The following is a 14,940-nucleotide window of genomic DNA, read 5'->3' on the forward strand; positions in this document are numbered from 1 at the left end:
CGGGCACGGGAAGACCTCGGTGCGACGCCGACCGGTGCCGGGTCGGCGTCGCACCGAGGTGCCTGGGTGACGGGGCTACGGTTGGCCGGCCAGCACCAGTTCCCGCAGCCGCTGGTCGAGTGTTGGGGCGTCCAGGCCACCCGGCCAGCCGCGCAGCAGGGCGCCACCCTTGGCCACCAGCACGACGGCGGGCGGCTCCCGCACCGCGTACGAACGCCAGATGGTCTGCTGGTCGTCTAGGACGACCGGATACTCCACCCGGTGCGTGCGCAGGTAGTCCTGGACCTCGTCGGCCTGGTCCGCGCCGGCCACACCGACGAAGACCACCCGGTCCCGATAGCTGCGAGCGAGTTCGCTGAGGGCGGCCTGGCGACTGGCGCAGGTGGTGCACCAGGAGTTGAAGAAGGTGAAGACGACGGGACGCTGCGCCCACAGGTCGGCGGCGGCGAACGGCGTGCCGTCGGTCAGCGCGCCGGTGAACGCCGGGGCGGCCGGGGCGGTGCCGGGCGCCGGGCGCAGCGCCAGGTCGGCGGGGACCGGCCCGGGCAGCGCCGCCGCCCCTCCGGCGGGCGCCGGCGAGGGCTCGGGCTCGGGCGTGCTGCATCCGCCCAGCAGTGCCGCCGCCAGCAACAGCGGCAGGAGTGCCTTTCTCATGACGGGACCACCGCCACCAGCGCCGGGCCCTCGCTGCTGTCCGACGTCAGGTCGAGCGCCGGTCGGCCGTCCACCTCCAGCCGGTAGGAGGCCCGCTGCGGCACGCGCACCGGAACGGCGAACTCGCAGTAGGTGGGCAGGCGCTCGACGCCCAGATCCTCGGCGAAGGCGGCCACCGCGGTTCCCGCCGGCAACTGCCCACTGACCAGCGCCGCCCCGTCCGGGTCGAGTACGCGGTACGGCGCCCGGTTGTGGAAGTGGGTGTACGGACCGGTGCCGGCGCAGTCCACGCCCGCGGCCCTGATGTTGATGTCGCGAACCAGGACCCGGACGGTCGTCGGGGAGACCGCCTCCTGGGTGGCGCCGACGGCGCCGCAGCCGGTCGCGCCGGCAAGCAGCAGGGGCAGCAGAGTCATGATGCTTCGCCGCACGTCATCCTCCTTCCGCCCGCCTGTCGGGTCCACGGCGGCAGTCCGCCGCGGACCCGACAGGAACGGGGTCAACCTCGGGCGCGGGTCAGGACTTCTCGACCCGGCATTGCTTGGTCACCGTCTTCGTCGGGTCGCTCTCCGAGGTCGCGGTGAGCTTCACGAAACCGGTGTCCGCAGCGGTGGCGGTGGCACCCACGGACACCTTGACCGTGGTGGCCTTGCCGAACTGCGCGGTGGCGAGCTGGTTGGGCAGCCAGGTCCGCCAGCCCTTGCCGGCCACCTCCGCCGACAGGCGGTAGACGTCCGACTTCAGGTACGCGCTGACGTTCTCCGGGTGCTGCTGCCCGCCGGCCGAGTACGAACCGGTGTTGGTCAGCTCGAACGAGCAGGTCACCCCGCGGTTGGTCGGCTTGCCGCCGCCGGTGACGTCGCCCTTGCCCAGCAGCACGCCGTGGCTGCTCGGCCCGCCGGTGCCGTCCAGGGAACGGACCGCCACGGTGTAGGAGAGCGAGCCGGACGAGTCCCGCTTGAGGTCGATGATGTAGAAGTGCAGCCGGTTGGCCTCATCGACGTACTCGTACTGGCTGCCGGTGTCCGCGCCGGCGTGGAACAACGCGTCGGAGAGCTGCCGGTAGTCACCCATGGTGATCTTCTGCGGGGTGCCGTCGGGCCGGTAGAAGTCGATCATGTCGATGTCCTGCGGGTTGGCGTCCACCACCCACTGGAACGGTGCGCTGTCGGCGTTCTTCGTCTTGCTCAGCAGCACGCCGCTGTCCGGGGTGAAGGAGTCCGCGCCCATCCGGTCGACGACCTCGACGGTGTAGTTGTTGAAGTTGCCACCGTCGCAGAGCGGGTCGGTGCTGACCCCACAGGTCGGCGACAGGTCCTTGTTCAACGCGATGTTCACGCCGCTCAGACCCTTCGGGCCGGCGTCGACCGCCCTCGCCGTGACCTGCGCGACCACCAGACCCGAGGAGGCCAGTGACTCCCGTGACAGCCGCAGCACGTGCTCCTCGCCGAGCAGGCCGATCTTGAGCTTGTCCCGCACGGTGTGCAGCGAGCCCATCGAGCCACCGTTGGTCGGCGGGATCTGCCAGCGGGTGTGCGGACCCCCGGGGCCGTTGAACGACCCGCGCGACATCATGCTCCAGATCCCGGTGTACGCCCTGCGCAGCGGCTCGCCGTACGGGTTGTTGTAGTTGTCGCCGATGCCCAGCAGGTGGGTCAACTCGTGGGCGTAGACGCCCATGCCGGAGCTCTCCCCCTGCGTTGAGGAGCCGCCGCCGGCGTTCGGCCACAGTGTCGCCGCCGCCTTCCACGAGGTCCAGTCCACGTAGCGGGTCTTCGCCCAGTTCGGCAGGTTGGGGTCCGGCGGGCCCCAGGCGTCCGGCACGTCCTCCTTGTTCTGGAAGATCATCTGCCCGAACTCCTGCCAGGTCGATGACTCGTCCTGGCCGGCGCTGAGGATGAACACCAACTCGTACTGGTTGGCGACCTCCTCGCCGACCGCCGCCCGCCAGGCGCCCAGGCCGTCGGTGCGGATGTTCTTGCCGCACACGTCCCCGCTCGGGCAGGCGCCCGGGTTGAACCCGTTGTCCAGCCCGTACTGGTAGGACTTGGCCGGCATCTGGTACGGCCCGAACCCGGTGAGGTCGACGCCGTAGCGACCGTTGGAGTCCTGCATCCAGTATTCGTGCAGGGTGTGGCCCTTGTTCAGGGTGTTCGGGGTGTTCAGGAAGTCCTGATAGAACTTCGGCACGTCCGCCCGGGGAATGTTTGTCGCGACGGACTGGGGGTTGCCGAACACCGTCGAGCGGGCCCGCTGGGAGACCGCGAACGTCTCGTCGGGATAGTCGAGCGCCACCAGCGCGATCTTGAAGTTGCGGACCGAGCCCGACACGCTCGGGTCGGCCCAGTTCTTGCCGGGCACGGCCTTGTAGTCGTTCCAGGTCATCGTGTCCGGGTTCTGCCAGGCCTGCGGGTCGAGGACCTGGAACGGCGCGGTGCCGCCGGCCGGGTTGGCCGGGGCCGCGGCGGCCTGCGCCGCCCCGGTCGCCACCAGCGTGGTCACCACGGCTGCGGCCAGTACGGCCCGCCTCAGCCGGGTTCGGTGGGGGGTAGCACGGTGCACGGAACCACCTCTCGTCGGGGGAAACGCGGCGCCGACGTCCCGGTGGGGGTTTCCCGGAACATCTGTCAGCAGGCCGCGCAGCGAATCTAGGAGGGCGGAGCGGTGCCGGTCACCGTGCAGATGTCGGCAGGTGGGGCGGCGACTTCCGACACCTGAAGGACCGCCGCCCGCCGGAAGATCAGCCAGGGCCGGTCCCGGAAGCCGGATCGGCCGTGGCCGCGAGGGCCCGCAGCACATCCCGGCGCACCTCGTCCACGGCAGTGCCGGACAGGGGTCCGCGCGGTGGGCGGCACCGCCCACCGAACCGCCCGGCGCACTCCATGGCGAGCTTGACGGCCTGCACGGCTTCCGGCCGGGAGGCCCAGCCGAGGATCGGGTGCAGCTCGGCGTAGAGCGGCAGGGCCCGGCCCAGGTCGCGGGCGACGCACAGCTCGTACAGGCGCACGGCCTCGCGGGGCAGCGCGTTGGGCAGGGTGGCGACCCATCCGGTGGCGCCGCACAGCACCAGTTCGAGCACCACGTCGTCGGCGCCGACCAGCACGTCGACGTGCGGGCAGAGGTCCCGCAGGCGATGCAACCTGCGTACGTCGCCGGAGACCTCCTTGACCGCGACGATCCCGTCGATCTCGGCGATGGTCGCCAGCAGGTCCGGCGTGAGGTCCAGCCGGGCGTCGTACGGGTCGTTGTGGGCGACCACCGGCAGGCCGACCGCCGCCACCTCCCGGTAGTGGGCGACCACATCAGCGGGGCGGGCGACGGGCCCGTCGGGTGGCCGCGCGAGCACGCCGTGGGCGCCGGCCTCGGCGGCCTGCTCCGCCCAACGGCGGGCCTGCCGGCTGCCGTAGCCGCCGACGCCGGGCACCACCGCGCAGCCGGACGGCGCGGCCTGCACCGTCGCCTTCACCACGGCGGCCCGCTCGTCGTCGGAGAGGGCCCGGTACTCCCCCATCGACGCGCACGGCGCGACCCCGTGGCATCCCTCGGCGGCGAGCCAACTGACGTGTTCCTGGAGTTGGTCGAAGTCGACAGAGAGGTCGGCGCGGAACGGTGTGGTGACGGCGACCAGCACGCCCCGCCAGGGCCTACCAGTTCCCACTCGGAAATCCCCTCCCCGCCGGCAACGCCCGTCATCCCGATCGCACCGGTGCCCCGGGGCACCGGTGCGATCGGTACCGGAACCTTAGGAACGTCTGTCGCTCCCGGTCTTCGGACAGATGCCGAAACAGTCGCGTTGTCGTCCGTCCTTATGTCGCGACTTCGACAGTGGACCTTGCGCAACGACCCACCCACACCCGAGGGTAAGGACTGGCGGTCGCGCGATCCCTGTCACGCCGCGCAACCAGGGGAGATACATGCACGGTGAGCTCCAGCGAATCGTCGACGCCGTCGCCGCCCGGGTGGGGCGGCCCGCCCTCATCGAGGACCGGCGGCAGAGGGTGGTCGCCTACAGCGAGCACGACGGCCCGATGGACGACGTACGCCGGATGTCGATCCTGCGCCGGCAGACGACGCCCGAGGTGATCGCCTGGTTCCGGGACAGGGGCGTGCTCACGGCGCGCGCCCCGATCCGTACCCCCGCCTGTGTCGAGCTGGACCTGCTGGCGCGGGTCTGCGTGCCGATCCGGCACGACGACCTGCTGCTCGGGTTCGTCTGGTTCATCGACGCGGACGGTTCGATGACCGACGCCGACATCGCCACCGCGGCCGGTGCCTTCGCCGACCTGTCGCTGGCCCTCTACCGGGAGAACCTGCTCGGTGAGCTCGCCTCGCAGCGGGAGACCGAGGCGACCCGCACCCTACTGGTGGAGGGCCGGCAGGCGCGGGAGCACGCGGCGCGGGCGCTACTGGATGAGGGCGTGGTGGCCGCCGACGGGTCGACCGTCGCGCTCGTCGCGCAGCTCGTGCCGGCCGGCGGGCGGCAGCCCGACGAGGTGGCCCGGATCGCTCTGGAACAGGCCCTGGTCACGACCCGCCGGTGGATCGGTGTGCGGGAGACGCTGCACCTGGTCTGGCACGACCACGGGGTGCTGCTGGTCTGCGGCGACCGGATCGCCGGGCGCCCCACGCCGGAGGCGTCCGCCGGGCACCTGGACGCGGCGCTGAGCACCGCGACCCGGGGCCTGGCCTCGGTGGACCGGACCGTGACCGGGATCGGCCAGCCCCGCGCCGAGCTGTCCAGCGCTGTCGCGTCCTATCAGGAGGCCGCGCAGGCGGCCCGGGTCGGTACGCAACTGCCCGCGCTTGGCCGGGTGATCTCCTGGGCCGGGCTGGGCATCTACCGGGTGCTGTCGCAGTTGGACAGCCAGCACCTGGACGTCGCGGGCGTCCATCCCGGGTTGGAGCGCCTGCTGCGCGACGACGCCCACCAGGTGCTGCTGGAGACCCTCGAGGCCTACCTCGACCTGGCGGGCAACGCGCACGCGACCGCCGAGAAGCTTCGACTGCACCGGACCACCCTCTACTACCGGCTGCAACGGGTGGAACAGCTCGCCGGCACCGACCTCAAGGACGGCAACGAACGGCTGTGCCTGCACCTGGCCATGAAGCTCGGGCGGCTCACCGGCCATTACCGCACGCCGTGACGCCGCCGCCCGACAGTGGTGCCCGTGAGCAGCTGGGCGGACGGACGTTTCCTCGTCACACGAGGCGGGTCATCCAGCCGTACGGGTCGGCGGCCCGGCCGTACTGGATGTCGAGCAGATGGCGGCGCAGCCGCATCGTCACCGAGTCCTCGGCGCCGGCCTTCGGGGCCGTCACCTCGCCGCCCGCCCAGACGAGGCGCCCGACCGGCGTGACCACGGCGCCGGTGCCACACGCGAAGACCTCGGTGATCGCACCGGACGCCACGCCCTCCTGCCATTCCCGGATTTCCACCGGGCGCTCCTCGACCTCCAAGCCCAGATCCTTGGCGAGGATGAGGATGGACCCGCGGGTGACGCCCTCGAGGATCGTGCCGAGTTCCGGGGTGATGATCCTGCCGTCGGCCGTGATGAAGTAGAGGTTCATGCCGCCGAGTTCCTCCACGTAGCGGCCCTCGGCGGCGTCCAGGAAACAGACCTGCTCACAGCCGTGCTCGGCGGCCTCGACCATCGGCGCCAGGCTGGAGGCGTAGTTGCCGCCGCACTTCGCCTCGCCCGTGCCGCCCCGCGCCGCGCGGGTGTACTCGGTGGAGAGCCAGATGGAGACCGGCCTGACTCCACCGGAGAAGTACGCGCCGACCGGGCAGGCGATCACCATGTAGGTGATCTCCTTCGCCGGGCGAACCCCCAGGAACGGCTCGGACGCGAACATGAACGGTCGCAGGTAGACGCTGTATTCGTTCTCGTCCGGCACCCACGCCTGATCGGCGCGGACCAGTCCCTCGACGGAGGCCATGAAGTCCGGAACCGGCAGTTCGGGCAGGGCCAGCCGCCGGGCGGACCGGGCGAAGCGCTCGCCGTTGGCCTGTGGTCGGAACGACCAGATCGAGCCGTCGGAGTGTCGGTACGCCTTCATCCCCTCGAAGATCTCCTGGGCGTAGTGCAGCACGGCCGCCGCCGGGTGCATGAGGATCGGGCCGAAGGGGATGATCTCGGAGGCCTGCCAACCGCCGTCCGGCTTCCACACCGCGCGTGCCATGTGGTCGGTGAAGTACGTGCCGAACCCCGGATTCGCCATGATCTCGGCTCGCCGCTGCGCGCTGGCCGGGCTCGGATTTTGCTGCAACGGGAACGGCAGGCTCATGGCCGGATCCTCTCAATGGCCGCATCCCCGGGCGCTCAGGCACCGAGAACGCTCGCGCAGGGGAAGTTTGTCGGATGGCAGGTGCAGAATACCGACCGTATTGTCGCCGATCATAGATCGAGTGCAGCGATTCGGGAGGGACGGTGCGGCGGTGAGCCGGGGTGAGGAGCGGATCGTCGCGGCCTCCGACGGCGCCGCCCGTCAGGTGGTGGGCCGGGTGGTCGTGTGTGTGGGCACCGACCTCGTCGACGTCGACGACATCCGGGCGCTGCTCGCCCGGCAGCCCCGGTTCGCGGATCGGCATTTCACTCCGGGAGAGAGCGCCTACTGCCTTCTCGAAAACGACCCGGCGGAGCGCTTCGCCGTCCGTTTCGCCGCCAAGGAGGCGGTGTTGAAGGCCCTGGGAACCGGCCTGAGCGGGTCGGCCCTGCGGGAGATCGAGGTGGTCCGGGGTCACTCCGGGCCGCCGGCGTTGGCCCTGGCCGGGCGCGCGGCGGCGCTCGCCGAAGCGGCCGGTGTCCATTCATGGCTGATCACCCTGACGCACAGCCGGCATTTGGCCTATGCCTTCGTTGCGGGTGTAGGGCAACCGTCCTGAGCGCCTTCCGATTACGGTCATCCAAGTTGGACATACGACTCATATCATTTGATTGACGGCCGATGCCGCATTATTACCTTTAGTCAATCTGCACGGACGTTCGCCGCCGACCATCAGCAGATAATTGCATCGCAATCGGGCAAAACAAAGGGCTGGTCAAGATCAGCAATTCCCACTAGTCTATATCCCAGATAGCGAGAGTTGTTTGACGAGGCCGCACCAGCGCCAGAAGATTCTGATCAAGCGGCTCCTCGGGGATAGGCACACTTCGAGGTGCATCATGGGCGGGACGCCGAAACGGTGTCGATGCTGCCGAGGGGATAATGTGGAGCCACGCACGCTCTCTCAGGTCCTGGAATTCGAGCGTCGCATAGTGCCGGTCGCCGGCCTGATTCGCGCGGCCCAGATCTGCGGCGACGGCGACCAGGCGATCGCGCAGCTCGACCAGCTCTGCCGCGACGTCGAGCAGCTCGACCCGCTGATGCCGACTAGTCAGATCGAGGCCACCGTCCACGACCTGCGTGCCTGGTCAGACTCAGGTTTCCTGGAGAAACCGGCCTTCGACGCGACCCGTGACACCGTCCCCGCACCGGAGGACGGGCAGGTTGCCGCCTTCGTCGGACCGGTCACCCTCCCGAACGGCGACGGTTCCCGCGGCGCTTTCCTCGAGGCCTTCACCGTCGTTCGTCAGGACCCGGACTGCACCACCGAGCTACAGTCACGCTATCCGCACGACAAGGCGGTGTTCCAGTCGACCCGACTCCTTTCCGCCTCCCCTGGATTACGGGACGGCAACTGCGTCGTCTTCTTCCCGGAAAACATTCCGACCACCACTCCGACCTTGGATCAGTCATTCGCCTGGTTCTTCTTCAACCGGCATACGACAATCTACGCCCGTACGCTGGAAATCGTGGCGCGGCTCTGCGGCGCCGGCTCGCCGTTCGCCGACACGAAAACGCTGGTGTCTGCCGACGTCGACCCGGAGGACGTCTATCAGGCGCGCTGTGTCTGGGGTTATCTGCACGACTACTTCCACCACACCGGGCCCCGTCCACTGGATCAGCACCTGGCGTTGAAGACGAAGTGGCGCACCGGCCTCGCCGAAGAGCTCAAGGTCGACCTGAAATCGGCGATAGCCTGCTTTGAGGAATCAGTGCCGTACGGCGACATCATCTTCGAGTACATCATTCTGGAACGGCTCTTCCGCTACCCGGCCGAGCCCCGCCCGTTTCGCAACTTCGACTCCGGCACCGGCTTCGCCCTCGGCACCTGGCTCGCCGAGCACGGCCTGTTCACGCTCGGCGACGACGGCCGGCGCAGGCTGGCCGGCAAGGCGGAGATCGTCGCGTCGGCCAAGGATCTCGTCCGGACGATCGAGGAATTCGAGGCGATCACCGACGACGAGACCTATCGCGAGAAGGTCACCGATTTCCTGTACGAGAGATTGTTGCTGGAGCCCGAAGGCAAAACGGACAGGTGCGGCGGCCCGCGGGCATCCCTGAGCCTCTGGGGCAGTGAGGTCCATGTCTGACGGAACCTTGACCATCACCGACCGTGCCGCCGCCCTTCGCGATCCCGGGTTCTGCCGTTTTCACACCGACAGCACGGCCGTCGTTCATTGGTCGGCCGACCACGGCTGGTCCACCTATTCCCTTGAGCCGTACGCCCCGATGACCATGGATCCCGGCACCCTCGTGCTGCACTATGGGCAGAGCGTTTTCGAGGGCCTCAAGGCGTTCCGCCAGCCCGACGGCTCCGCCGCGTTGTTCCGCCCCGTGGACCATGCCCGCAGGTTGGCCCGCTCGGCGCGGCGGCTGGCGATGGCCGAGATGCCGACCTCGGTGTTCCTGGACGCCTGCGCGCACCTCGTCTCCGCCGACGACAGCTGGATTCCCGGAGAGCCGGGCCAGGGCCTCTATCTGCGCCCGCTGATGATCGCGACCGAGCCGGAGCTCGGGCTCCGCGACTCTCGGCACTACCGGTGCACCTTCCTGGCGTATCCGGCCGACCCGTGTTTCGGGCGGGCCTTCACGCCGATCTCCGTGCTGACCTCGGCAGGCACCGTACGCGCGGTACGCGGCGGCGTGGGCGAGGCGAAGTGCTCCGGCAACTACGCCGCCAGCCTGCTGACCCGCAAGCAGGCCAACGCGCGCGGCTACGACGAGGTGCTGTGGCTCGACGGCGTCGAGTTTCGCTGGGCCGAAGAACTCAGCGGCATGAACGTCTTCTTCGTCTGGCGCGACGACGACGAACGGCACGGCGTACGGCTGACCACCCCGCCGTGCCAGGGAACGATCATGCGAGGCGTGACCCGCGACTGCGTCATCGCCCTAGCCGGTGACCTCGGCATTCCGGTCGCGGAGGAGCCGACCCCGATCGACGCCATCATGTCCGGCGCCCGGTCCGGACGGCTCGTCGAGATGTTCGCGTGCGGGACCGCCGCTGTGGTCGTGGCGGTCGGCCGGATCGCCGACGGAGACGACGACGCGACGATCGGGGACGGGCAGGAAGGCGCGGTGACCGCCCGGATGCGACACACGCTGATGGAGATCCAGCACGGCACCCGTCCGGACACCCATGGATGGCTGCGGAGCGTACGCAAAGACCTTGCCTCCGTTCACAGCTCGACCGACCGACAGTAAGGGAGATGGCGGATGCCTGACGCCACCGGCCGTTGCACAGCGGGTTCCGGCTCGACCGCACTGCCGCACGTCACCACTATCCACACGCTCGGACCGACCGGAACCAACCTGGAGAAGGCCGCTCACCGCTGGTTCGCCGACCGGCAGCGCCCGGGCCGGGTGATCCTGCACGCCGAGGTCGAGGATGGGCTCGACGTCATGACGTTCGACGGCACCGAGGCGATTCTCGCCTGTGCCGTCTACCCACGCCTGCACGACCTGGTGTTCGGCAACCTGCATCGGCTCACGATGGCCGACAGCTTCATCCTGGACACGTACGACATGGTGCTCGCCGCCCGCCCGGGCCAGGAGTCCGTCCGCACCATCATCACCCATCCCGCCCCCAGTTGCCTGGTCACGAATCGGGGCACGATCTCGTACGCGAGCAGCAACTCCGTGGCCGCTGCCGTGTGCGCCGCCGGGGACTTCGACGCGTGCGTGACCACCGACCGCGCGGCGCGGGCCGAGGGGCTGCGGACGCTGGAGAACTTCGGTCCGGTGCCGATGGTGTTCACCCTGCACGTGGGAAAGGCCGGCCCCGGGTGTTGATTATCGTCCAGCCGCTGTCGGCCGGGATCCAGCTGGCGAGCCGACTGGTGGCGGCCGGCGTTCCGTGCCTGATCCCGACGCGGTTTCCCGACCTGCTGCCGGCGGAGGTCCACGCCGGTGCGCGCGTCGTCGACTGGCATCCGGACCACGGCGTGCCCGCCCTGCTGGACCTCGTCGATCGGCTGGGGGTGGTGCCGACCGGAGTCATCGCGGGCTTCGAGTACGCCGTCGGCCCGGCGGCCGAGCTGGCCCGCGCCCTCGGGCTGCCGGCGCTGAGTCAGGATACGGCCGAGGCCGTCCGCCAGAAGGACGTCATGCGGGAGCGCTGCGTCAAACACGGCATCGCCGTCCCGGCATCGATCACCGTCGCGGCCGACGATGTGGGCGAATGCCCCGTCGCCTTCCCGGCGGTCGTCAAGCCGGTCGACTGGGGCGGGAGCCTGATGGTGCGCCTCGTCCGGAACACCGACGAATACCAGCGGGCCTGCGCGGAGATCCACCGGTACGGCGAGGTCAAGTTCCACCACGATCCGAGGCGGGTCGCCCTGGTCGAGGAGTATGTCGACGGCCCCGAGTTCTCCCTTGAGGGCTGGGTGGACGCGGCCGGCCCGCATGTCGTCAGCATCACCACGAAACTCGTCAGTGCGCCGCCGCAGTTCTTCGAGATGGGCCACGTCGCCACACCGCCGCTGAGCTCGCCGCACGGACGGTTGCTGCACGAGTTCGCCGAGGAGGTGGTCGCCGCCTTCGACATCAGCGTCGGGCCGTTCCACATCGAGACCCGCATCGCCGCGGACGGCCGCCCGGTGCTGATCGAGGTGGGCGCCCGGCTGGCCGGCGACTGCATTCCCGAATTGATCATGGCTGGGCCCGGGGTGGACCTCTACCTGGCCGCGGCTGAGGCGGCTCGCGGCGGCCGTTACGGGGACCAGCCCGTCTCGTCGGTGAGCGCCGGGCTGGCCTTCGTCACCACCGATCGGCCGGGCGCCTTCGCGGGCAGCCTGTCCGGCATCGAGCCGTTCCTCGATGTCGACGAGTTCGACCGGATCGTCTTCGAGGCTGAGCGCGGCGCCGCGCTCGATCCCGATGACATCTTCCACAACCGGGTCGCCCAGGTCTATTTCGTCGGCGATCCAGGCCGGGTCGAAGACCTGGTCGACGCCGTGCTCCGCGACGTGCGGGTCGACATATCCGACAAGGAAGGCAACTGATCGTGAGTAAGGACAACGATCTGGTCGTCGAGGCGACGACCGCACCCCGCTCGAAGCCGGAGGCCGACGCGCCGACGCGCCCGGGCAGCGCCCTCTCCGATCACGCGTACTCGATGCGGTGGAGCAAGCGGCGGTCTTGGCAGGGCATGACCATCGCCGACCGCGACGCACTGCCGCCCGTACGCCCCACGTCCTCGGCCCTGAACTATGGGCAGGCGGTCTTCGACGACCTCGCTGCCTACCGGATGACCGACGGTTCGGTGGCGGTGTACCGCCCGGACAGCCACATCAAGCGGCTCAACAACGGGGCCCGGCGGATGGCACTCCCGCAACTCGACTTCGACCGCGTCTGGCTCGCGATCCGCCGGCTCGTGGACCTGGACTCGGCGTGGATCCCGGCGGAGCCCGGGTCGGCGTTGCTGCTGCACTCCGTCCTGGCCGGAAACGGCTCGACGCTCGAGGTCGCCCCGGCCGAGGAGTGCCTGTTCACGATCGTCGCGAGCCCGCTGACGCGTCCGGCTCCGAGTGAAATGCCGGTCCGGGCGATGGTGGTGAACGACTACGTCCGGGCGTGGCCGGGCGGCACGGGTGACATCAACGCCACTGGGAACTACGGGCCGGGGCTGGTCCCGAGGGAGATCGCCGCCAACTACGACTACCACCACGTGCTGTGGGTGGGCGGCGAGCCGGAGCGCAGGGTCCAGCAGGTCGGCGCGATGAACGCCTTCTTCGTCATCGACGGCGTCCTGACCACGCCGTCGCTGGACGGCACCGTACGGCCGGGGATCATCCGCGACTCGATCATCAAGCTGGCGCGTGATGCGGGGACCACTGTCGACGAACGACCGGTGCCGTTGGCGGAGGTGCTGCGCGGCATCAGCGACGGCCGGATCACCGAGTGCTTCGGCACCGGGACGGTCGAGGGCGTCGTGTCCATCAACGGCGTCGGCTACGGCGGGGAGGAATACCGACTGCCCGGCACCGTCGCCGTGGCATCGCACCTCCGCGAGGTGCTCCAGGGCATCCACTGCGGCGATCTGATCGACAGGTTCGGCTGGATGCGACGGCTTACCGAGGTTTCGACCGTCCACGCCTGACAACGGCGGCACGACTCATCAGGAGGTCTAGATCATGGCCTACGTCGTCACCGATGCGTGCATCGGGTGCAAGTACACCGACTGCGTGGACGTCTGCCCGGTCAACTGCTTCCACGAAGGCCCGGAGATGCTCTACATCAATCCGGAGGAGTGCATCGACTGCAACGCCTGCGTTGCCGAATGCCCGCCGGAGGCGATCTGGGCCGACGTCGAACTGCCCGAGGACAAGTTCGAGTGGATCCAGATCAACGGTGAGATGAGCCAGGAGTACCCGGTCATCTACCAGAGCGACGCCAATTCCGTCAGCAAGAAGTCCGCCTCGTAAGGGATGGGATCGACAGACATGACCACCATCGAGAACTCGTTCATGCTCGGTCTCGATTCGAACTTCTACCTCAAAGACGACTTCGAGAGCCCGGAGAAGCGCACCAACGTCACCTGGTTCTACCCGAAGATCTGCGGCTTCCAGGATGCGCTGCGGACCGAGCAGGAGAAGGCGGAGTACTTCTCCTTCCTGGACCGTCAGACGCACCCTCAGCGGACGAACATCCTGCTGTACTTCCACATCCCCTTCTGCGAGGCGTTCTGCAACTTCTGTGCCTGCTTCAAGGAGTCCTCGGCGAAGTACCAGGGCGAGCAGCGGGTGCGGTTCGTCAAGGCCATGGTGAAGGAGATCGAGCGCAACGCTCGCTCGGCGTACTTCCAGGGCACGAAGATCAAGTACGTCCAGTTCGGCGGGGGTACGCCGTCGGCGCTCGACCAGGAGTCGATGGCCACCATCATCCAGGCCGTTCATCGCGAGTTCGACCTGAGCGAGGTCGACGGGATCTCGCTGGAGGGCAGCCCGCTCGGCCTGTCCACCGACGGCTACATCGAGATGCTCAAGTCCCTGGGTATCACCCGCATCTCGTTCGGTGTGCAGACGCTCAACGAGGAGATCCGGCGCAAGCTGACCATCAAGGCCACCGTCGAGCAGGTGTACCAGACGGCGGAGAACATTCGGAAGGCCGGGATCAGGACCTTCGCCCTGGACCTGATGTACAACCTCGCCGGTCAGACCGACGAGATTCTCGCCTCCGACATCCACGGCATCTGCGCGGAACTGCGCCCCAGCTTCGTCCAGACGTACCGGTTCAACCAGTGGGAGGGCACCCGGCTCGACAAGCAGATCCGGGCCGGCAAGGTGAGCGACGTGCTGCCGTCCGGCAGCATCGAGCGGGTCCAGTACCGCCAGATCAAGGAGAGCCTGGCCGACTACGGGTACGACAAGCAGCTCCTGATCAACTTCTTCACACACCTCGACGAGACCGGCCCGATCGGGTTGGACCACGCCTGCGGAGGCAACGGCTACCGGGCGAGTTACACCCTGGGCATCGGTCCGGCCGCGGAGAACTACATGGGTGAGCGAAGCTACCGCAACCACACCAACGTGGACCGCTGGATCAAGGACGTCGAGGACGGCATCATCCCCATCGAGCAGGGCCGAATCTGCAGTGAGGACGAGGTCGAGAACCGGGTCATGGTGTTCTTCCCGGTCTTCGGCACCGTGCGCAAAGCGGACGTCGCCAACCTGGAGAAGTACCGCCGGGAGATCAACTGGATGGTCGACAGCGGGTACGCGATCGAGACCGACGAGGACATCACCCTCACCGAGGTCGGCCGGGAGAACGCGGGCAACATCGCCTTCCTGTTCTACTCCGACGAGGAGAAGGCGCGGGCCCGCCGCACCATGTACCTCTCACTGAAGAACAAGCGCAACCCGTTCCACCAGGACGAGATGAACATCCCCCGGACTCCGGTCTTCCTGCAGTCCAAGCTCGCCACCCGACCGGCCGACTCCAGCACCGCGCCGAAGGCGGGCTGAC

General features: G+C 68.8%; 14 protein-coding genes. 9 read left to right on the forward strand and 5 right to left on the reverse strand.

The window, feature by feature from the left end; translation table 11 throughout:
* Nucleotides 1–75 precede the first annotated feature (75 nt).
* The 4 genes from DLJ59_RS11760 to DLJ59_RS11775 all read right to left on the reverse strand — a co-directional run bounded on the left by DLJ59_RS11760 (nucleotide 76) and on the right by DLJ59_RS11775 (nucleotide 4,312).
* The gene (locus tag DLJ59_RS11760; RefSeq protein WP_124772536.1) at nucleotides 76–654 is read right to left on the reverse strand and encodes a TlpA family protein disulfide reductase; all 579 of its coding nucleotides are present in this window, start codon (nucleotides 652–654) and stop codon (nucleotides 76–78) included.
* On the reverse strand, nucleotides 651–1,085 hold the full coding sequence (locus DLJ59_RS11765; protein ID WP_124772537.1) for a hypothetical protein: 435 nt from the start codon (nucleotides 1,083–1,085) through the stop codon (nucleotides 651–653). Before DLJ59_RS11765 ends, DLJ59_RS11760 begins: the two co-directional genes overlap by 4 nt.
* An 85-nt stretch (nucleotides 1,086–1,170) precedes the next feature.
* Nucleotides 1,171–3,216, reverse strand: a complete 2,046-nt coding sequence (locus DLJ59_RS11770) for a M6 family metalloprotease domain-containing protein (RefSeq protein WP_244235972.1) — start codon at nucleotides 3,214–3,216, stop codon at nucleotides 1,171–1,173.
* A gap of 178 nt (nucleotides 3,217–3,394) precedes the next feature.
* Nucleotides 3,395–4,312: a dihydrodipicolinate synthase family protein gene (locus DLJ59_RS11775; protein ID WP_124772539.1), complete on the reverse strand. Its 918-nt coding sequence runs from the start codon at nucleotides 4,310–4,312 to the stop codon at nucleotides 3,395–3,397.
* Nucleotides 4,313–4,568: 256 nt separating this feature from the next.
* On the opposite strand from DLJ59_RS11775, the gene DLJ59_RS11780 reads away from it, so the two are divergent.
* Entirely contained in the window at nucleotides 4,569–5,798 is a 1,230-nt protein-coding gene (locus DLJ59_RS11780; RefSeq protein ID WP_124772540.1) for a PucR family transcriptional regulator, read from the forward strand.
* 55 nt (nucleotides 5,799–5,853) lie between these two features.
* On the opposite strand, the gene DLJ59_RS11785 is transcribed toward DLJ59_RS11780, so the two are convergent.
* On the reverse strand, nucleotides 5,854–6,939 hold the full coding sequence (locus tag DLJ59_RS11785; RefSeq protein WP_124772541.1) for a branched-chain amino acid aminotransferase: 1,086 nt from the start codon (nucleotides 6,937–6,939) through the stop codon (nucleotides 5,854–5,856).
* Nucleotides 6,940–7,090: 151 nt separating this feature from the next.
* Here DLJ59_RS11785 and acpS point away from each other — a divergent pair, with 151 nt between their 5' ends.
* From acpS to DLJ59_RS11825, 8 genes are all read left to right on the forward strand, one after another.
* Complete coding sequence (acpS, locus tag DLJ59_RS11790) at nucleotides 7,091–7,537, forward strand: holo-ACP synthase (protein ID WP_208648643.1); 447 nt, start codon at nucleotides 7,091–7,093, stop codon at nucleotides 7,535–7,537.
* A gap of 325 nt (nucleotides 7,538–7,862) precedes the next feature.
* On the forward strand, nucleotides 7,863–9,068 hold the full coding sequence (locus tag DLJ59_RS11795) for a DUF6421 family protein (RefSeq protein ID WP_208648644.1): 1,206 nt from the start codon (nucleotides 7,863–7,865) through the stop codon (nucleotides 9,066–9,068).
* Complete coding sequence (locus DLJ59_RS11800) at nucleotides 9,061–10,179, forward strand: branched-chain amino acid aminotransferase (RefSeq protein ID WP_124772543.1); 1,119 nt, start codon at nucleotides 9,061–9,063, stop codon at nucleotides 10,177–10,179. The genes DLJ59_RS11795 and DLJ59_RS11800 overlap by 8 nt, the downstream gene beginning before the upstream one ends.
* A 12-nt stretch (nucleotides 10,180–10,191) precedes the next feature.
* On the forward strand, nucleotides 10,192–10,767 hold the full coding sequence (locus DLJ59_RS11805) for a type 2 periplasmic-binding domain-containing protein (RefSeq protein ID WP_124772544.1): 576 nt from the start codon (nucleotides 10,192–10,194) through the stop codon (nucleotides 10,765–10,767).
* Complete coding sequence (locus DLJ59_RS11810) at nucleotides 10,761–11,978, forward strand: ATP-grasp domain-containing protein (protein WP_124772545.1); 1,218 nt, start codon at nucleotides 10,761–10,763, stop codon at nucleotides 11,976–11,978. Before DLJ59_RS11805 ends, DLJ59_RS11810 begins: the two co-directional genes overlap by 7 nt.
* A gap of 2 nt (nucleotides 11,979–11,980) precedes the next feature.
* On the forward strand, nucleotides 11,981–13,075 hold the full coding sequence (locus DLJ59_RS11815) for an aminotransferase class IV (RefSeq protein WP_124772546.1): 1,095 nt from the start codon (nucleotides 11,981–11,983) through the stop codon (nucleotides 13,073–13,075).
* A gap of 34 nt (nucleotides 13,076–13,109) precedes the next feature.
* Nucleotides 13,110–13,400 carry a 4Fe-4S dicluster domain-containing protein gene (locus tag DLJ59_RS11820; RefSeq protein ID WP_124772547.1) on the forward strand — a complete coding sequence of 97 codons (291 nt, stop codon included), beginning with the start codon at nucleotides 13,110–13,112 and terminating at the stop codon, nucleotides 13,398–13,400.
* Nucleotides 13,401–13,418: 18 nt separating this feature from the next.
* A complete protein-coding gene (locus tag DLJ59_RS11825) occupies nucleotides 13,419–14,939 on the forward strand; it encodes a coproporphyrinogen-III oxidase family protein (protein ID WP_124772548.1) in 1,521 nt (506 codons plus the stop codon).
* Nucleotide 14,940 lies beyond the last annotated feature (1 nt).

Source organism: Micromonospora inaquosa (assembly GCF_003857055.1).
Taxonomy (GTDB): Bacteria; Actinomycetota; Actinomycetes; order Mycobacteriales; family Micromonosporaceae; genus Micromonospora; species Micromonospora inaquosa.

Excerpts from the sequence above, each read along its gene's own strand:
- DLJ59_RS11805 (WP_124772544.1), top strand. The coding sequence starts at position 10,192 with ATGCCTGACGCCACCGGCCGTTGCACAGCGGGTTCCGGCTCGACCGCA.
- DLJ59_RS11780 (WP_124772540.1), top strand. The coding sequence starts at position 4,569 with ATGCACGGTGAGCTCCAGCGAATCGTCGACGCCGTCGCCGCCCGGGTG.
- DLJ59_RS11760 (WP_124772536.1), bottom strand. The coding sequence starts at position 654 with ATGAGAAAGGCACTCCTGCCGCTGTTGCTGGCGGCGGCACTGCTGGGC.
- DLJ59_RS11800 (WP_124772543.1), top strand. The coding sequence starts at position 9,061 with ATGTCTGACGGAACCTTGACCATCACCGACCGTGCCGCCGCCCTTCGC.
- DLJ59_RS11820 (WP_124772547.1), top strand. The coding sequence starts at position 13,110 with ATGGCCTACGTCGTCACCGATGCGTGCATCGGGTGCAAGTACACCGAC.
- DLJ59_RS11785 (WP_124772541.1), bottom strand. The coding sequence starts at position 6,939 with ATGAGCCTGCCGTTCCCGTTGCAGCAAAATCCGAGCCCGGCCAGCGCG.
- DLJ59_RS11825 (WP_124772548.1), top strand. The coding sequence starts at position 13,419 with ATGACCACCATCGAGAACTCGTTCATGCTCGGTCTCGATTCGAACTTC.